Raw genomic sequence first — 15,764 nt, 5'->3', positions numbered from 1 at the left:
GACCTGCCCAGAGGATAGCCCGGCCTCCCACACCCCAAGAAGATCAGGTAAGGTAAGGCTTACCTGTTAACGATCGCGTGATTCGGTGGTCCGTCCATGGCCGTCATGACCCTCACGGCCCCCTCGGCCGTCGAACCCGCCCAAAGACACGTCCGCCCCGTACGCACCATCGCCCCGGTCGGCTCTCCGGTGGCGGACGCCTACGCCCGGCTGGCGGACGCCTACGGCGGCCTCCGCGTCACCGAGCTCGCCGCGCACGAACCCTCCCCTCGCGGTGTGGGGTGGGTCGGCGCGGACGGGCTCGCGGCGGGCGGTGCGGCCCTGGAGGAGTTCCTCGCCTGGGACGAGGCGCAGGTACTGCGTGATTACGGTCACCGGGCGCGGCCCGACGTGGTGGCGGGCTTCGGGCTGCACCGGTACGCGTGGCCGGCCTGCCTGCTGATCACCGTGCCGTGGTTCCTGGAACGGCGGGTGCCCCTGCTGCCCCCGGAGTCCGTGTCCTTCCACCGGACCGACGGCCGGATGGCGGTCCGGGTCGGATCCTTCGCCTGCCTGCCCGGCGACCCGGCGGCCGCTCTCCCCGGGGCCCGGGTCGTGCCCGACGAGGAGGCGCTGCGCGCAGAGGTGCGGGCCGCGGTGGCCCAGCACCTCGAACCACTCCTGGAAGGCTTCGGCCCCCGCATGCGGCGCGGGCGGCGGGCCCTGTGGGGCATGGTGACCGACGAGGTCGTCGAGGGCCTCTGGTACGTCGGCAACCTGCTCGGCGCCGCCGAGGAGCGGCGGGCCGTGCGCGAGCTGGAACTGCTCCTGCCCGGCGCCACGGCGCCCTACACGGGCGGTGCCGCCTTCCGCACGCTCGAAGCCCACGACGGCCGGGAACTGCCCACCCGCGACCGGGCCAGCTGCTGCTTCTTCTACACGATCCGGCCCGAGGAGACGTGCACCACCTGCCCCCGCACCTGCGACACGGACCGCGTCGCCCGTCTGACGGCGGACTCCGGGACACCGGCCGCGTCCGGCTGAACCCACCCGTCCGACTGACCACTAATCGAACTCAACCACCCTCATACGAGCGGTAGTTCGATCAGCAACACCCTATCCGGCGGGCTCCACCCCCCGATGGCGTCCACTTGCCCCGAAACCCGCGTGTACGACTCACCGGCTGCGCCACTATGGCGCCCGGAAAGCCGCACCGGCCACGAGCCGAACAGCCGCATACGCGAGGCAAGGGACACCGCATGAGACTGACCGACATATCGCTGGACTGGCTGCTGCCCGGCAGCCTGCTGATCCTGGGCGTGCTTGCGGCAGTTGCGGTACTGGCCCGGGGCAAGCGCGAAGGCGAGAAGGCCGCGGCGGCCGAGGACAGCTGGGAGCGCAGCGAGGAACGGCGGCGGCGCAAGGAAGCCGTCTACGGGACCGCCTCCTACGTCCTGCTCTTCTGCTGCGCGGCGGTCGCCGCCGCGCTCTCCTTCCACGGTCTGGTCGGCTTCGGCCGGCAAAACCTCAACCTCTCCGGGGGCTGGGAGTACCTGGTCCCCTTCGGGCTCGACGGCGCCGCCATGTTCTGTTCGGTGCTCGCCGTCCGCGAGGCCAGCCACGGCGACGCCGCCCTCGGCTCGCGCATGCTGGTCTGGCTGTTCGCGGGCGCGGCCGCCTGGTTCAACTGGGTGCACGCCCCGCGCGGGATCGGCCACGACGGGGCTCCGCAGTTCTTCTCCGGCATGTCGCTCTCGGCGGCCGTGCTCTTCGACCGGGCCCTGAAGCAGACCCGCCGGGCCGCACTGCGCGAACAGGGCCTGATCCCCCGGCCGTTGCCGCAGATCCGGATGGTCCGCTGGCTGCGTGCGCCGCGGGAGACCTTCGGCGCGTGGTCGCTGATGCTGCTGGAAGGGGTGCGCACCCTCGACGAAGCCGTGGACGAGGTGCGCGAGGACAAGAAGGAGAAGGAGCAGGACCGGCACCGCAGGCGGGAGCAGCACCGCCTGGACCGGGCGCACATCAAGGCGCTCGGCCGGCAGAACCGGGCGTTCGGGCGCGTGGCCCGCGCCCGTCAGGTCGATGTGCCGGGGCTGGCCCCCGGAGCGGGCTCCGCGCCGGTCGGCGCGGAGCCGGCCATAGCGGAAACCGGACAGCTGCCACTACGACGCCGGCCCTCCCTGCAGGCCGTGGGCGCAACCGAACCCGCTGACACGGCCGGCGGTCCCCGAACGGTGGACCTCACCGCCGAGGACGATACGCAGACGCTCCCGAGGCTCGACTCGCTCGAGCGCAAACTGAAGGATCTGGAGCAGCAGTTCGGCTGATCGGGCTCCCCCTGGAGGCACCGAACGACCGCTGGGCCCGCCCGACACCGTCAGGCGGGCCCGGTGCCGTCCGCCCCGTCGAGCTCGAACCACACCACCTTGCCCCCGCCCAGCGCCAGTCCCAGCGCGTCCACGCCCCAGGCGTCGGCGAGTGCCTGCACCAGCACCAGCCCCCTGCCGTGCGTACCGTCGTCGGCGGACGGTACGTGCGGCGTGGGCCGGCGGGAGGCGTAGTCACGGACCTCCACCCGCAGACGGTCCGCGGCGAGGGTCGCGGAGACCTCGGCGCCCTGATCAGTGTGGACGAGGGCGTTGGTGACGAGCTCGGTGACCAACAGCTCGGCCACCTCGGCCGCCTCCGCTCTGCACCGGTGGCGCATCAACTCCCTCAACGCCCTGCGGACTTCACCCACCGCTCTGAGGTCGGCCCGCCGCACGCTCCGGGTGATCCCGGGCGCGCCCGCGGCCGCGCCGTCCTCGGTCGACGGTTCGCGCGGCACCGGCCGCCCTCTCCTGAACAGCTTTCCCTTCGCCCCCACCCGCACGGCGATGTACCTCCCGTGTGCCCCGTTCCCCGACGGCCCGCCGGTCGAACAGGCCTACGGGATGCATGCCCCCCGGGGGAATCCGCACGCATCCGGGCTCAAGGGCGCGGCACGTTGCGGAGGTTGGATCGCGCCATCTGGATCATCCGGCCGACCCCTCCGTCCAGCACGATCTTGCTGGCGGAAAGTGCGAATCCGGTCACCATTTCGGCGCTGATCCTCGGCGGAATGGACAGTGCGTTGGGGTCGGTCACCACGTCCACGAGGGCGGGTCCCCTGTGCTTGAAAGCATCCCTCAAAGCCGCCGTGAGCTGCTTGGGCTTCTCCACGCGGACCCCGTACGCACCCGCCGCGCGGGCGATCGCCGCGAAGTCCGGGTTTTTGTTCGTCGTTCCGTACGAAGGCAGGCCGGAAACCAGCATCTCCAACTCGACCATCCCCAGGGATGAGTTGTTGAAGAGGACCACTTTGACGGGCAGGTCGTACTGCACCAGGGTGAGGAAATCTCCCATCAGCATGGAGAAACCACCGTCGCCCGACATCGACACCACTTGACGTCCGCGATCGGTGAACTGTGCGCCGATGGCCTGCGGCAAGGCATTGGCCATGGAGCCGTGACTGAAGGAGCCGATGATGCGGCGCTTTCCGTTCGGGGAAAGATAGCGCGCCGCCCACACGTTGCACATGCCCGTGTCGACGGTGAAAACGGCGTCCTCGTCGGCGAGTTCGTCGAGGACCGCGGCCACGTACTCGGGGTGGATCGGCGTGTGCTTCTCCACCTTCCGCGTGTACGCCTTCACCACGCCCTCCAGGGCGTCCGCGTGCTTCTTCAGCATCCGGTCGAGGAAGCGGCGGTCCGTCTTGGCCTTCACCCGGGTGTTCAGTGCGCGCAGGGTCTCCCGTACGTCCCCCCAGACCGCTAGGTCCAACTTCGAACGTCGTCCGAGGTGTTCGGGCCGGATGTCCACCTGCACGATCTTCACGTCGTCGGGGAGGAAGGCGTTGTACGGGAAGTCCGTGCCGAGCAGGATCAGCAGGTCGCACTCGTGGGTGGCCTCGTAGGCCGCGCCGTAGCCGAGCAGCCCGCTCATGCCGACATCGTAGGGATTGTCGTACTGGATCCACTCCTTGCCGCGCAGGGCGTGTCCGACGGGGGCCTTGACCCGGCCCGCGAACTCCATGACCTCGGCGTGCGCGCCGGCCGTGCCGCTGCCGCAGAACAGGGTGACCCTGCCGGCCTCGTCTACGAGCCGGACGAGCTTGTCGATCTCGCCGTCGCCGGGGCGTACGGTCGGCCGGGCGGTGACGAGCGCGTGCTCGATGCTCTTCTCCGGCGCGGGCAGGGAGGCGATGTCGCCGGGCAGGGAGATCACCCCGACGCCGCTGCGGCCGACCGCGTGCTGGATGGCGCTCTGCAGGACCCGGGGCATCTGCTGCGGGTTGGAGATCAGCTCGCTGTAGTGACTGCACTCGGTGAACAGCCGGTCGGGGTGGGTCTCCTGGAAGTAGCCGAGGCCGATCTCGCTGGAGGGGATGTGGGAGGCCAGCGCGAGGACCGGGGCCATGGAGCGGTGGGCGTCGTAGAGGCCGTTGATGAGGTGCAGGTTGCCGGGGCCGCAGGAGCCCGCGCAGGCGGCGAGGGTGCCGGTGATCTGGGCCTCGGCGCCGGCCGCGAAGGCGGCCGTCTCCTCGTGGCGGACCTGGATCCACTCGATGCCACCCGTTCGCCGGATCGCGTCCACGACGGGATTGAGGCTGTCGCCGACGACTCCGTACATCCGCTGTACGCCCGCACGCACGAGGATGTCGACAAACTGCTCCGCCACGTTCTGCTTGGCCATGGAGGGGGCGCCCTTTCCGGTTCGGCTCTGCCGTGTGCGCCTTCCATCCACGCACGGTTCGCCCGGCTACGCCTCCCAGACCGCGGCGGCCGTCCGGTCGTCGGCATACCCCTTGAGGCGGAGCTGAGTGTCGGCGAGGAAGGCCGCGAGGCCCGGCGCGGGCTCGTCCGACCAGCGGACGCCGAGCTCGGCGGACAGCGGCTGCTCCTCCCGCATCGGCTCCGCGAGCCCCCCGGAACAGAGCAGCAGCACATCCCCGGCCCGAGCCACGGAAGCCCGAAACCGGAACCCGGCTCCGGCCCCGGATCCGCCCGTCGCGGTCTCCGCCCGGGCGGCCGTTGCGCAATCGGCTCCCGCCGGGGCCTGCCCCCAGGGCGCGGCACCGGCCGGCGCGGCCCCCGCGGGCACGGTCCCCGGGACGGAGCCCCGCGGATCGGCCCACATCGGCGCAGCCCCTGGCGGGGCCCCTCGCTCCGGGTCGCCCGGCCCCAGCAGCCCGGACCCCGCTCGCGAGGATCCTGGCGGCGGGGTCTCCTCCAGGTCGCTCCACTGCCCGCCGCGGAGCCGGAACAGCCCGCCCGCGCCCGCGCCGAAGCAGACCCGGGTCCGGCAGCCGGGGTCGACCGGGAGCAGCAGCCCGCGCAGCCCGGCCGTGTAGGCCTCCGCCGGGACACCCAGCTCGGCGGCGCGGGTGCGCAGCCGTCCGTAGCCCCGGTCGGTGAGCCGCTGGAGCCCGGAGCGCAGGGCCTCGCGCCGGCCGGCCCGGATGTCGTCGGACAGCCGCTCCTGGCTCCGCCCGACGGCGCCCGCGACGGACCGGCAGAGCTCGGCGGCAGCGTCGGCGGCTCCGGGCGCGGCCCGGTCCCCGCCCGCGAGCACGGCCAGGACCAGTGCGTCGGGGCCGGTGCCGAAGCGGGCGATGAGCAGGAAGTCCCGCCGGGGCTCACCGCGGAACCGGGCGGAGTCCCCGCGTACGGAGGCGGCGCGGAGCGTGTAGCCGCCGTACTGGGCCCCCTCCAGCACCGTGTCGGGGGTCAGCGCGGCGAGCCCGGCCGGGTCGGCGGCGGGGAGCGCGACGGGCTCGGCGGCGTAGGTGGGCGGCCGGTCCCCGAGATGCGCGACCGCTGGCCGCGGCACCCCGAAGCCCCCACCGCCGGCCCCAGGCCCGTACCCCTCGGCCCCCGGGCCGTCTCCGTACGCATCGGCGTCGGCCCCACCGTCCGACCCGGTCCCGTACACCGCGGCCCCCGGCCCGGACCCGTACGCCTCCGCCCCGCTCCTGTACGTCTCGGGCACCGACCCGCTGCCATCGGGCCCGGCACCCTGCCCGGCCGGGACTGCGTCCGTACCCCCGGGGGCACCGGGGCCCGAGCCGACTCCTTGATCGGGCCCGACCCCGGAGCCGAGGCCCGATCCGTGGCCGGCGCCCGCACCGGGGCCCGGGCCGGGTCCCTGGCCGGTCCCGAACCCGGGGCCAGGACCGGAGTCCCACCCGGAGGCTGGGGCTGGGCTGGAACCGAGGTCGAAGCCAGGGCCGTGGCCGGCGTCGGGGCGCGAGCCGGCATCGAAACCGGGCCCCCGGGTGGAACCCGGCCCGGGAGCCCCAGTGAGGTCTGCGGCGGAGCCCGGGCTAGGGCCGGAACCAGAGCCCAGTCCGGAACCAGACGGCTGGGCGGAACCCGGGCCGGGTTCGAGCCCGGGGTCCAGGTCGGAACCCGCGTCTGGGCCGGAATCCGGGCCGGGAACGGCCGCGGAGCCAGTTGGCGTCGCCTCCTCGGGACCGGGCCGGCCGGCTCCGGGGCGCGGGCCGGAACCGGGATCCGGCTCCGCTCCGGCCGGGGCCCGTTGCGCGGGCGGAGTCGCGGTGGGGGTGTCGCCGCGCGGGCCCCAGTACCAGTCGGGCAGTTCCTCCGGCCCGTCGGCGGGCAGTGCGGGCGGGACGGCGACGTCCCCCAGCGCGTACCAGGTCTGCCCGCCCTCCCGGGGATCCCGCGGCGGCGGCAGCGCCGCGTACCCGTCCCCGCCGCCCGGCCCGGCCTCCGGCACCGCCGGGCTCCCAGCAGCCTCCGCGGCCTGTTCCCCGGCCCGTCCGGCCCTCCGCTCCACCATCGGCTCGGGACGCGGCCCAGGCACCCCGGCCCGCGGCTCCTGCCCCCGCTCCGCCCCTGCCGGCCCCGCCGAGGGGCCCGCCGGGGCGTCCGTGAGGGGGTCCGGCAGGCAGTCCGGCAGGCCGTGGTCGGCCTCCTCGTGGCGGGGGCCCGGGAACGGGGGTGGGGCCACCAGGACCGCCGCCGAGCGGAAGCGGTGGTCCAGGGTGTCCCGGGGGTCGGGGTCCGGCCCCGTGTCGGGGTCCTCGTAGAGCTTCTGCCACCAGTCATCCGCGCCCGCGCCCTGCTGACTCATGCCCCTCATTCTCGGGCTCCGGCGCGGTCGAAATCCGGCGAACTCGCGAAAAGGGGGGTCCATCGGACCGCCGTCCGATGGACCCCCCTCTCCTCAGTCGTACGACTTAACGAATGTCGTACGCCCGCGCGACCATCTGGGTGACGGTAGCGCCGTTCACATCGGTCAGCTCGACCTTGAGCATGACCTGCTTGCCCGCGGCTCCGGCGTGGTCCACGGTCGCGGTCCACTGCCCACCGCGCTCGCTGACCTTCGCCCCGGTCCAGCTCTCGCCGTTGTCGTACGAGTACGACAGCTTCGCGGACTTGAGCGCGCCGGGCGCGTAGCCCCCGTGCCCGCTGACCCCGAGTCCGATCTTCTGGCCGTTGGCCGCGGCCAGCGTCTTCATGCCGTCCAGCGGGGCGGAGATCCTCGGGAAGAGGATCGGGAGGGGCTGCGAGTACTGCGCGGCGTCCAGCTTCGAGCGGAAGGTCCAGGTGGTCTGGATCCCCGAGGAGCGCTGCCAGGTACGGGTCGGCTGGCCGAACTTCTCCAGCTGCTGGGTCAGTTCGTACGTGGCCTCGCCGGCCGGGACCTCGAAGGCCCCGAACGGGTAGCCGCTGTCGCCCAGCGACTCGCCGTCGACCTTGAGGGAGACGTTGCCGAGGTCTCCGAACCCGCCCGGCTGGGCGTAGTGCCCGGTGTCGCCCCAGATCGCGGAGGAGAAGCCGATCATGTTGCCCTGCCGCTCGGCGGCCAACTGCTCCTTGCCCTCGGCATCGCGCTGCGCCACCGGTCCGACGACCCCGTCGTACCAGTTCTCGGCGCGCTTGGAGCCGGACCTGTACGTGCGGTGCTGGTCCGTCATGAACTCGCCCCACGGGAAGCTGCTGGAGACCAGGTGGTCCCAGGCCGTGTCCCCGGCCGAGTAGAACTCGGTGCGCCTGCCCGGCACCGCGACGGTGTCCATGCCGCCGAAGTACACGGCGCCGCCGCCAGGCCGGTAGGCGCCGGTCAGGTCGATGAAGTCGGCCGCGACGCCCATCGACTGGTACGCGGACTCGACGGTGCCGAGGTCGCGGTCGCGCACCCGGTAGGTGCGGTCGCCGTGGACCTGGCCCTTCTCGATCTGGGCGAGGTTGTAGACGTACGGGCTCTTCGCGCTGCCCTTCCAGCTCAGCGTGACCGGGCCCTTCGCCAGCTTGGCCAGCAGGGCCTGCCCCTCGGCCGCCTCGACGGACACCGCCGGGAGCGAGCCCCCCGCGTAGCCGGTGAAGCCCTGCCAGCGGCCGGGGGCGTCGCGGTAGGCGAGGACGGCCTTGGCACCGGCCGCCTTCGCGGCGTCCGCGACCTCGTAGAGTGCGCCGTCGTCCGTCTTGACCAGCACGATCGCGCCCTTGGCCGCGACGGCCGCGAGCTCCTCGGCGGTGCCCCTGCCCGCGTTGACGAGCGGCGCGCTGCCGGTGCCGTCGAGGTTGTCGCTGCCGGTGGAGGCGGTGAGCGGGTGCAGTACGGGACCGCCGTTCGCCTTCAGCTCGGAGAGCAGCGGCGCGGCCGCCCGCCAGTAGCTGCCGAACTCGAACGAACCGTCCTTCGCCTTGCCGTCGACCGAGGCGTAGTAGCCGCGGATGGTCCGGCCGCCCATGGCGGTGGCCGCGTGCAGCCAGGCGTCGTCCCAGGAGCGGGCGAAGGCGAGCGTGGTGTTGCGGGCCTCGGTGGGCCGGTCGGTCGCGATGCTCAGCCGGGCCGCCTTGCGGGCGTCCAGGACGATCACCGTGTCCTTCTTGACCTCCACCTGCGGGCGGCCGAGGTAGGTGAGCGAGTCGATCAGGGGCTCGTCGGCCCCGGCGTCGGGGGTCCCGACGAAGGCGGAGAGGAAGTACGCGCCCGGGCGGACCCGGTAGACCTGGTCGGTGGAGCCCTCGTTGAAGCGGCGCTCACCGGAGGCGTCGTCGGTGCCGATCACGTCCAGGGAGGACGGGCCGGCGGCCGGCTTGCCCGCGCGGTCGATGAGCTTCACGCGCAGGGTGACCGTCTCCGGCTCCACGTAGAGGGAGAAGGGGGTGGAGACGTGCACGCCGTTCGCCGTGGCGACCACGCGGCCGGTGACGTCCCCGTACTGGGACCGCTCCAGCTTCGCGGCGGGGTCCAGGGCGAGCGGCACCTTGACGGTGGCGCCGGCCGGGACGGTCACGGTGCGCTGCCCGAGGCGGGCGACCTGGCTGCGGACGGCGGAGCCGTCGTTGCCGGTGACCTTCTCGACGGCGAGGTTCAGCGTGACGGGCCTGGTGCCCGTGTTGGTGTACGGGACCTGCACGCCGGTGCGGTCGCTGCGGTCCTGCGGCCAGTTGTACGTGCCGCCCTGGACGGCGGGCGCGCTGGTGACGGTGGTGTCGATGGCGGCCTTCACGTCGAGGCGGCCACCGCCGGTCTCCCGTACGTCGCCCGGGACCGCGGTGTTGGCGGAGCCGACCAGCGCGGCCTTGATCTGCTGCGGGGTCCAGCCGGGGTGGCGCTGCTTGACGATGGCGGCGGCGCCCGCGACGTGCGGGGTGGCCATCGAGGTGCCGGACATGGACTGGTACGCGTACACCCCGCGGCCGCCCATGTTGGCGGCGGAGATCCCGACACCGGGGGCGGCGATCTCGGGCTTGAGGGTGTGCTCCAGCCCGGCCGGGCCGCGACTGGAGAAGGAGGCGGTCGTGTCGTCGCGGTCGACGGCGCCGACGGTCAGCACGCTGGGCGCGCAACCGGGGGAGGACACGGTGTTGTTGCCGGGGCCGGAGTTGCCGGCCGCGATGACGAAGAGGGTGCCGCTGCTCTTCGCGAGGGCCTCGGTGGCGACGGACATCGGGTCGTCGCAGTCGAGCCGGGAAGGGTCGCCGAGGCTCATGGAGACCACGTCGGCCTTGCTGTCGACGGCCCACTGCATGCCGGCGATGATCCACGAGTCCAGGCCGTAGCCGGAGTCGTTGAGGACCTTGCCGCTGAGCAGCTGGGCGCCGGGGGCGACGCCCTTCTTCGCGCCGCCGCTCGCGGCGCCGGAGCCGCCGACCGTGGAGATGGTGTGGGTGCCGTGGCCCTGGCGGTCCTCGGCCGTGTCCGAGTCGGTGAAGTTCTTCGCCTCGGCGACCCGGCCCTTGAGGTCGGGGTGTTCGAGGTCGGTGCCGGTGTCGAGGACGGCGACCTTGGTGCCCGTGCCGTCGAATCCGGCGGCCCACGCGGCGGTGGCGTTGATCTGCTTGGTGGACCGCTCCAGGTTCGCCTGGACCTTGCCGTCCAGCCACAGCTTCTTCAGCGGGGCGGCGGCAGAGCGCGCGTGGGGGTTGATGTCGGCCCCCGTGACGTCGGCCCAGAAGTCGGCGGCCTTCTCCTTGTCGGCGGCTAGCGCGACGCCGCCGATGGAGTCCAGGACGAGTGACTGCTCGGCGCCGCGGGGCAGCCGCGGGGCGCTGCGCGCGAGGCCGGCGGCGCCCGTCGACGTCCCGTACACCGCGATGAGCGGGAGCTTCTTGGCATGCGCGTCGTCGTAGCCCTGCCTGATCAGGCCGGTGACGTTGAAGAGTTCCTCGTCGGCCGTGCCCGCGGCGAGCGCCTTGATCGCGCTCTCGGGGTAGACGTACAGGTCCTTGCCCGACTGGCGGGTCTGCACGAGCGGCTGCGAGCCGTCCTCGCGGGGCATCGCGGTGGCGGCGGTGCGGCCGGCCGCGTCGGTGGAGACCAGGATCCGGTCACCGGTGACCAGGGTCACCGTGACGGGTGCGGTGGGCTGCTTCGCGGCCGCGTCGCTGCCGGTGAGGGGCCTCTTGGCCGCTGTCCCCGCGGCGGGCGCTCCGTCGCTCGGCTGTGCCGTGGACGGTCCCACGGCCGTGACGGCCAGGACGGCCGCGATGGCCGCTCCCAGTGCCGTACGCGATATCGGGCGCATCGCTCTCCCCAGGTGAATTCCGGCCAACTACTGCATTGCACGGCGAAACTGCCGCGTAAATGGCTTCTGGCCAGCGGATGTTGGTGCTGCGGTGGCGTCACCTTGGCAGAGAGGCGGGTGGTGCGGCGATGATGTCGGCGGCGGGTTTGCGCCGTGGCCGCTTCCCGCCAGGAACGGCACTGAGAGGGTTGGGTGGACGGGTTGCTGGGAGCGATAGGTCTCGACGAGGGACAGGAGACGGCGTACCGCGCGCTGGTCGCGCTGGGGGCCGCGGAGGTGCCCGACCTCGCGCACCGGCTGACGCTGCCGGTGCAGCAGACCGAACGGACCCTGCGCCACCTGGAGCGCCAGGGGCTCGCGGCCCAGTCCTCCGCCCGGCCCGGCCGGTGGGTCGCGGCCCCGCCCGGGGTGGCGCTGGGCGCACTGCTCACCCAGCAGCGGCACGAACTGGAGCAGGCGGAGCTGGCGGCGGCGCTGCTGGCGCAGGAGTACCGGGCGGAGGCCGCCGAGCCGGCGGTGCACGACCTGGTGGAGGTGGTGACGGGCGCGAGCGCGGTGGCCCACCGCTTCCACCAGCTCCAGCTCGGGGCGGTGGAGGAGGTGTGCGCGCTGGTCACCGGCCGGCCGCAGGTGGTGACGGGGACGGACAACGAGGCGGAGGACCGGGCTTCCGTACGGGGCGTCGCCTACCGCGTGGTCATCGAACGGGAGGTGCTCACCCGGTCCAGCGGCATCCGCGAGGCGTCCACGGCGCTGGCACGCGGCGAGCACATCCGGGTGACGGCCCAGGTGCCGACCAAACTGGTGATCGCGGACCGGGCCCTGGCGATGGTGCCGCTGACGGCGCGCGGCGCGGAGCCGGCGGCGCTGGTCGTGCACGCTTCGGGACTGCTGGAGTCCCTGATGGGCCTCTTCGAGGCGGTCTGGCGGGAGTCGCTCCCGCTGCGGCTGGGCTCCTCCGGGGCGCCGGAGGAATCGGACGGCGGACCCGACATCACCGACCTGGAGATCCTCACCCTGCTCCTGGCGGGGATGACGGACGCGAGCGTGGCGAAGCACCTGGAGCTGGGCCTGCGGACCGTCCAGCGGCGAGTGAAGGGCCTGATGGAGCTCTCCGGGGTGACCACCCGGCTCCAGCTGGGCTGGCACGCGTACGAGCGGGGCTGGGTGGCCCGATAGCCCCAGGTCAGGCAGGCTGAGCAGATGGATCTGCCGCAGCTGCTCCTGGTGGGGCTGGTGCTCGTGCTCGGACTGCTCGGGGTACTGGTCCCGGGCGTCCCGGGGACCTGGCTGGTCTGGGCCGGACTGCTCTGGTGGGCGCTGCACGAGCGGTCGGCCGAGGCGTGGGGCCTGCTGGTCGGGGCGACGGCGCTGCTGCTGGTGGTGCAGGTGGTGAAGTGGCAGCTGCCCCCGCGCAGACTCCGGGGAGTGGGCGTCACCCACCGGATGGTGGTGTACGCGGGTGCGGGGGCGGTACTGGGCTTCGCGCTGGTGCCGGTTCTCGGGGCGGTCCCCGGCTTCGTGGGCGGGATCTACCTCTGCGAACGGCGGCGCCTGGGCACGCACGGCGAGGCGTGGACATCGGTGCGGGCGGTGATGCGGGCGGTGGGGACGAGCGTGCTGGTGGAGCTGTTCGCGTGCCTGCTGGTGGTGGGGGCGTGGCTGGGCCTGGCGGTGTGGGCGTAGACCGAGGTCGTCGGCCTAGGTCGACGACCTCGTCGGCCCTAGGTCGTCGGCCCCTGGGCGCGCGTAGGTCCTCGGCCCGATGCGGTGCGCCGCCCGGGCTGGGATCGTCCCTCTCATGACGGAATTCAAGGGTTTCAGCGAGGCCGAACTGGCATACCTGCGCTCACAGCACCTGGGCCGGCTCGCCACCGTGGACGCGGCCGGGCAGCCCCAGGCGAACCCCGTGGGGTTCTTCCTCCAGGACGACGGGACGGTCCTGGTGGGCGGGCTGGCGATGGGCACGACGAAGAAGTGGCGCAACCTCTCCGTGAACCCCCTGCTGTCGCTGGTCGTGGACGACCTGGTCAGCACCCGCCCGTGGAAGGTCCGCGGCGTCGAGATCCGCGGACGCGCCACGCTGGAGGTCGGCCCGCACTCCCTGGGCCCCCACTTCAGCCCGGAAGTCATCCGTATCCACCCGGACCGCGTCCTCGCCTGGGGCTTGGAGGACTGAGGCCGGCGGGACTGGAGGAACCAGCCCCGCCGGCGTTCGGGGCGCGGTCCGTGCGGGCCCCGGGCCGGGGCCCGGGGCCCGCACGGTCAGGCTCGGCCCGTGCGCTTCGCGGAGTAGTTCGCGCGGCCTTCCGCCGAGCGGAGGCGCCAGTCGCGCTTGATCTCCGACCGGAGCCTCGCGTCCGTCTTCGCGACGATCCGCTGGTTCTCCCGCAGGAGCTTGCGGTAGCTCTCCAGCCGCCGCTCGGGCAGCTCCCCGGAGTCCACCGCCTCCCGCACCGCGCACCCCGGCTCCGCCTCGTGGGCGCAGTCGTGGAAGCGGCACCGCTCGGCGTAGTCCTCGATCTCCGAGAACACCTGTCCGACGCCCGCCCCCGCGTCGAAGAGCCCGACGCCCCGCAGCCCGGGGGTGTCGATCAGCACGCCACCGTCCGGCAGCACCAGCAGGTTGCGCGTCGTGGTCGTGTGGCGGCCCTTGCCGTCGACGTCGCGCGCCGCCTGGACCTCCATCACGTCCTCCCCGAGCAGGGTGTTTGCCAGCGTGGACTTGCCCGCGCCGGAGATCCCGAGGAGCACGCTCGTACCACCCCCGACCAGCGCCGTGAGCACCTCCGTGCCCTCCCCGGTCATCGAGGACACGGTGAGGACCTGGACGCCGGGCGCCGCGGTCTCGACGTCCTCGACGAGGTGTCCGAGGGTGACCGGGTCCGGGACCAGGTCCGCCTTGGTCAGGACCACGAGGGGCTGCGCCCCCGATTCCCAGGCGAGCGCGAGGAACCGCTCGATGCGCCCGAGGTCCAGTTCGACGGCGAGCGAGACCGCGATGATCGCGTGGTCGACGTTCGCGGCGAGGATCTGGCCCTCGGACCGCTGCGAGGAGGTGGACCGCACGAACGCGGTCCGGCGCGGCAGGTACGCCTTCACGTAGCGCGGACTGCCGTGCGCCTCCACAGCCGCCCAGTCGCCGGTGCAGATGACCCGGAGCGGGTCGTGCGGGGTGACGAAGGCGGTGTCGGCGCGGACGATGCCGTCGGCCGTCATGACATCGCACTGACCGCGGTCCACCCGTACCACCCGGCCGGGCACGAGGCCCTGCTCGGTGTACGGGGCGAATTCGGCCGCCCACGCGTCGTCCCAGCCGTAGGGGGTGAGAGCGTGCGAGAGCGAGGCCTGCGGGAAAGAAGAAAGAGACAAGGGAAACCCTTCACAGGGTGGCCCCGGCAGCGCGCGCCGCTACAGAGGGCGGAGCGCGGAAAGAGGTTGAAAGGTCAGCCGGAGACCACGGAAGTGACATTGATGGTCTTCTGAGTGCGGGCTGCGCCCTGCGCCATGACAGTCATCAATGAACTCACCTCCGGGTCGTATGCACGTACTGACGAGCGGTCCCACACCGACCGGCGGGAACGTCCCCACCGTAACAAGCCCGTTCAGGCGCGCGCCACTTCTTTTGCGGGCCGCCTCCCGCGCAGGATTCCGGCGGCTCCCGGCACCCGGCCGGCCCGGGGCGCTGTGCGTGACGACGGTGTGCGGATCCGCGGCCGGGACGCGTCCTGGCGGAGCATGTCGACGGTCTCCTCGTATGTCGCGTTCCACCTCGACTCGGACTTACCGTCGGTCAGGCGCGACCGTAGAACCCTGTCCTCAAGTCAGGCAAGACACTAAGTTGTTCTTCATGGAACACCGCGGAACCTCAGATTCTGAGACGCTTTACGAGACGCGAATCGCCCTCACCGCGTCGCACAACGCGTCAATTGTCGAGACGGCTCCCGACACCCGGAGGCGGATCCTGCGGGTCTCGATGGAGCTGTTCGGGGTCCACGGCTTCCACGAGACCTCGCTGCGGGAGATCGCCGAACGGGTCGGCGTCTCCAAGCCGGCGGTGCTCTACCACTTCCCCGGCAAGGCCGACATCCTCGCCGCCCTCGTGGAGCCGATGCTCCGGGACCTGGCCGCCGCCCTGGTCCGCGCCGCCGCGGCCGGCGCTGCCGACCGGGTCCGGTGGGCTGCGATCGAGGGGGTCCTCGACGTCTGGCTGAAGCACCGCTGCCTGATCCGGCTGAACCTCCAGGACATGGCCCTGGCCACCCCCGGCCCGGCCTTCGCCCGGCTGCGCGACACCATGCTCCGGGCGAGCTCCCTGGTCGCGGGGCCGGATCCCGGTTTCGCGGAGCGGGTGCGGGGCACCCAGGCCGTCGCCATGCTCTCCGACCCCGTGGTGCTCTTCGCCGACGCCCCGGTCGCGGCGCTGCGCGAGGCCGTCCTGGACGGCGTACGCCGCCTGCTGGACGGGCCCGCGGAGCCCGGGTCCGTGACGGCGCGGCCCGTGCCCGGGGGCCGGCGCGGGCGCCCCGCCGCCATGACCCCGGCCATGACCGAGGCCGCCCGCCGGATGCACGCGGCGGGGAGCGGGGCCACCGCGATCGCCGCCACGCTCGGCGTCTCGCGGGCCACGGTCTACCGCCACCTCCCCCCGGAGGAGGACACGGACTGACCGCGCGTGGTCGGGGCGATCCGGTCGGGGCGGTCCGGTCCGGCCGGTCCGATTCGTTCAAGACCGGTGGCCGGGGCCGCCTCTAACCTGGCG

The 15,764-nt window shown here is 73.1% G+C and carries 11 protein-coding genes; 6 read left to right on the top strand and 5 right to left on the bottom strand.

Annotation, left to right across the window (positions count from 1 at the left end; all coding sequences use genetic code 11):
- The first annotated feature begins 105 nt into the window (after nt 1–105).
- Nucleotides 106–1,023: a (2Fe-2S)-binding protein gene (locus tag OG389_RS29425; RefSeq protein ID WP_328301479.1), complete on the top strand. Its 918-nt coding sequence runs from the start codon at nt 106–108 to the stop codon at nt 1,021–1,023.
- 215 nt (nt 1,024–1,238) lie between these two features.
- Nucleotides 1,239–2,306 (top strand): DUF2637 domain-containing protein, encoded by a 1,068-nt coding sequence (locus OG389_RS29420; protein WP_328301478.1) that lies wholly within the window; start codon nt 1,239–1,241, stop codon nt 2,304–2,306.
- Between the two features lie 50 nt (nt 2,307–2,356).
- Here the strand turns inward: OG389_RS29420 and OG389_RS29415 are convergent, their stop codons facing one another.
- The 4 genes from OG389_RS29415 to OG389_RS29400 all read right to left on the bottom strand — a co-directional run bounded on the left by OG389_RS29415 (nt 2,357) and on the right by OG389_RS29400 (nt 11,002).
- Complete coding sequence (locus OG389_RS29415) at nt 2,357–2,743, bottom strand: ATP-binding protein (protein WP_443059469.1); 387 nt, start codon at nt 2,741–2,743, stop codon at nt 2,357–2,359.
- Nucleotides 2,744–2,949: 206 nt separating this feature from the next.
- A complete protein-coding gene (locus tag OG389_RS29410) occupies nt 2,950–4,692 on the bottom strand; it encodes a pyruvate dehydrogenase (RefSeq protein WP_328301476.1) in 1,743 nt (580 codons plus the stop codon).
- Between the two features lie 66 nt (nt 4,693–4,758).
- Complete coding sequence (locus tag OG389_RS29405) at nt 4,759–7,095, bottom strand: hypothetical protein (RefSeq protein WP_328301475.1); 2,337 nt, start codon at nt 7,093–7,095, stop codon at nt 4,759–4,761.
- A gap of 106 nt (nt 7,096–7,201) precedes the next feature.
- Nucleotides 7,202–11,002: a S8 family peptidase gene (locus OG389_RS29400; protein WP_328301474.1), complete on the bottom strand. Its 3,801-nt coding sequence runs from the start codon at nt 11,000–11,002 to the stop codon at nt 7,202–7,204.
- 201 nt (nt 11,003–11,203) lie between these two features.
- On the opposite strand from OG389_RS29400, the gene OG389_RS29395 reads away from it, so the two are divergent.
- The 3 genes from OG389_RS29395 to OG389_RS29385 all read left to right on the top strand — a co-directional run bounded on the left by OG389_RS29395 (nt 11,204) and on the right by OG389_RS29385 (nt 13,181).
- A complete protein-coding gene (locus OG389_RS29395) occupies nt 11,204–12,181 on the top strand; it encodes a helix-turn-helix domain-containing protein (protein WP_328301473.1) in 978 nt (325 codons plus the stop codon).
- A 24-nt stretch (nt 12,182–12,205) separates the two neighbouring features.
- Complete coding sequence (locus OG389_RS29390) at nt 12,206–12,688, top strand: DUF456 domain-containing protein (protein ID WP_328301472.1); 483 nt, start codon at nt 12,206–12,208, stop codon at nt 12,686–12,688.
- Between the two features lie 115 nt (nt 12,689–12,803).
- Nucleotides 12,804–13,181 carry a PPOX class F420-dependent oxidoreductase gene (locus OG389_RS29385; RefSeq protein WP_328301471.1) on the top strand — a complete coding sequence of 126 codons (378 nt, stop codon included), beginning with the start codon at nt 12,804–12,806 and terminating at the stop codon, nt 13,179–13,181.
- Nucleotides 13,182–13,267: 86 nt separating this feature from the next.
- On the opposite strand, the gene rsgA is transcribed toward OG389_RS29385, so the two are convergent.
- A complete protein-coding gene (rsgA, locus tag OG389_RS29380; RefSeq protein WP_328301470.1) occupies nt 13,268–14,374 on the bottom strand; it encodes a ribosome small subunit-dependent GTPase A in 1,107 nt (368 codons plus the stop codon).
- A gap of 148 nt (nt 14,375–14,522) precedes the next feature.
- On the opposite strand from rsgA, the gene OG389_RS29375 reads away from it, so the two are divergent.
- The gene (locus OG389_RS29375; RefSeq protein WP_328301469.1) at nt 14,523–15,671 is read left to right on the top strand and encodes a TetR family transcriptional regulator; all 1,149 of its coding nucleotides are present in this window, start codon (nt 14,523–14,525) and stop codon (nt 15,669–15,671) included.
- The last annotated feature ends 93 nt before the right edge of the window (nt 15,672–15,764 follow it).

Origin of the sequence: Streptomyces sp. NBC_00435 (assembly GCF_036014235.1) — a bacterium.
Taxonomy (GTDB): Bacteria; Actinomycetota; Actinomycetes; order Streptomycetales; family Streptomycetaceae; genus Streptomyces.
Note: the sequence above shows the minus strand (reverse complement) of the source record. Positions and strands in the feature narration are given on the sequence as shown.

Coding starts and splice junctions, on each gene's coding strand:
- OG389_RS29425 (WP_328301479.1), top strand. CDS start 106: ATGACCCTCACGGCCCCCTCGGCCGTCGAACCCGCCCAAAGACACGTC.
- OG389_RS29420 (WP_328301478.1), top strand. CDS start 1,239: ATGAGACTGACCGACATATCGCTGGACTGGCTGCTGCCCGGCAGCCTG.
- OG389_RS29410 (WP_328301476.1), bottom strand. CDS start 4,692: ATGGCCAAGCAGAACGTGGCGGAGCAGTTTGTCGACATCCTCGTGCGT.
- OG389_RS29405 (WP_328301475.1), bottom strand. CDS start 7,095: ATGAGTCAGCAGGGCGCGGGCGCGGATGACTGGTGGCAGAAGCTCTAC.
- OG389_RS29400 (WP_328301474.1), bottom strand. CDS start 11,002: ATGCGCCCGATATCGCGTACGGCACTGGGAGCGGCCATCGCGGCCGTC.
- OG389_RS29390 (WP_328301472.1), top strand. CDS start 12,206: ATGGATCTGCCGCAGCTGCTCCTGGTGGGGCTGGTGCTCGTGCTCGGA.
- OG389_RS29385 (WP_328301471.1), top strand. CDS start 12,804: ATGACGGAATTCAAGGGTTTCAGCGAGGCCGAACTGGCATACCTGCGC.
- OG389_RS29375 (WP_328301469.1), top strand. CDS start 14,523: ATGAACTCACCTCCGGGTCGTATGCACGTACTGACGAGCGGTCCCACA.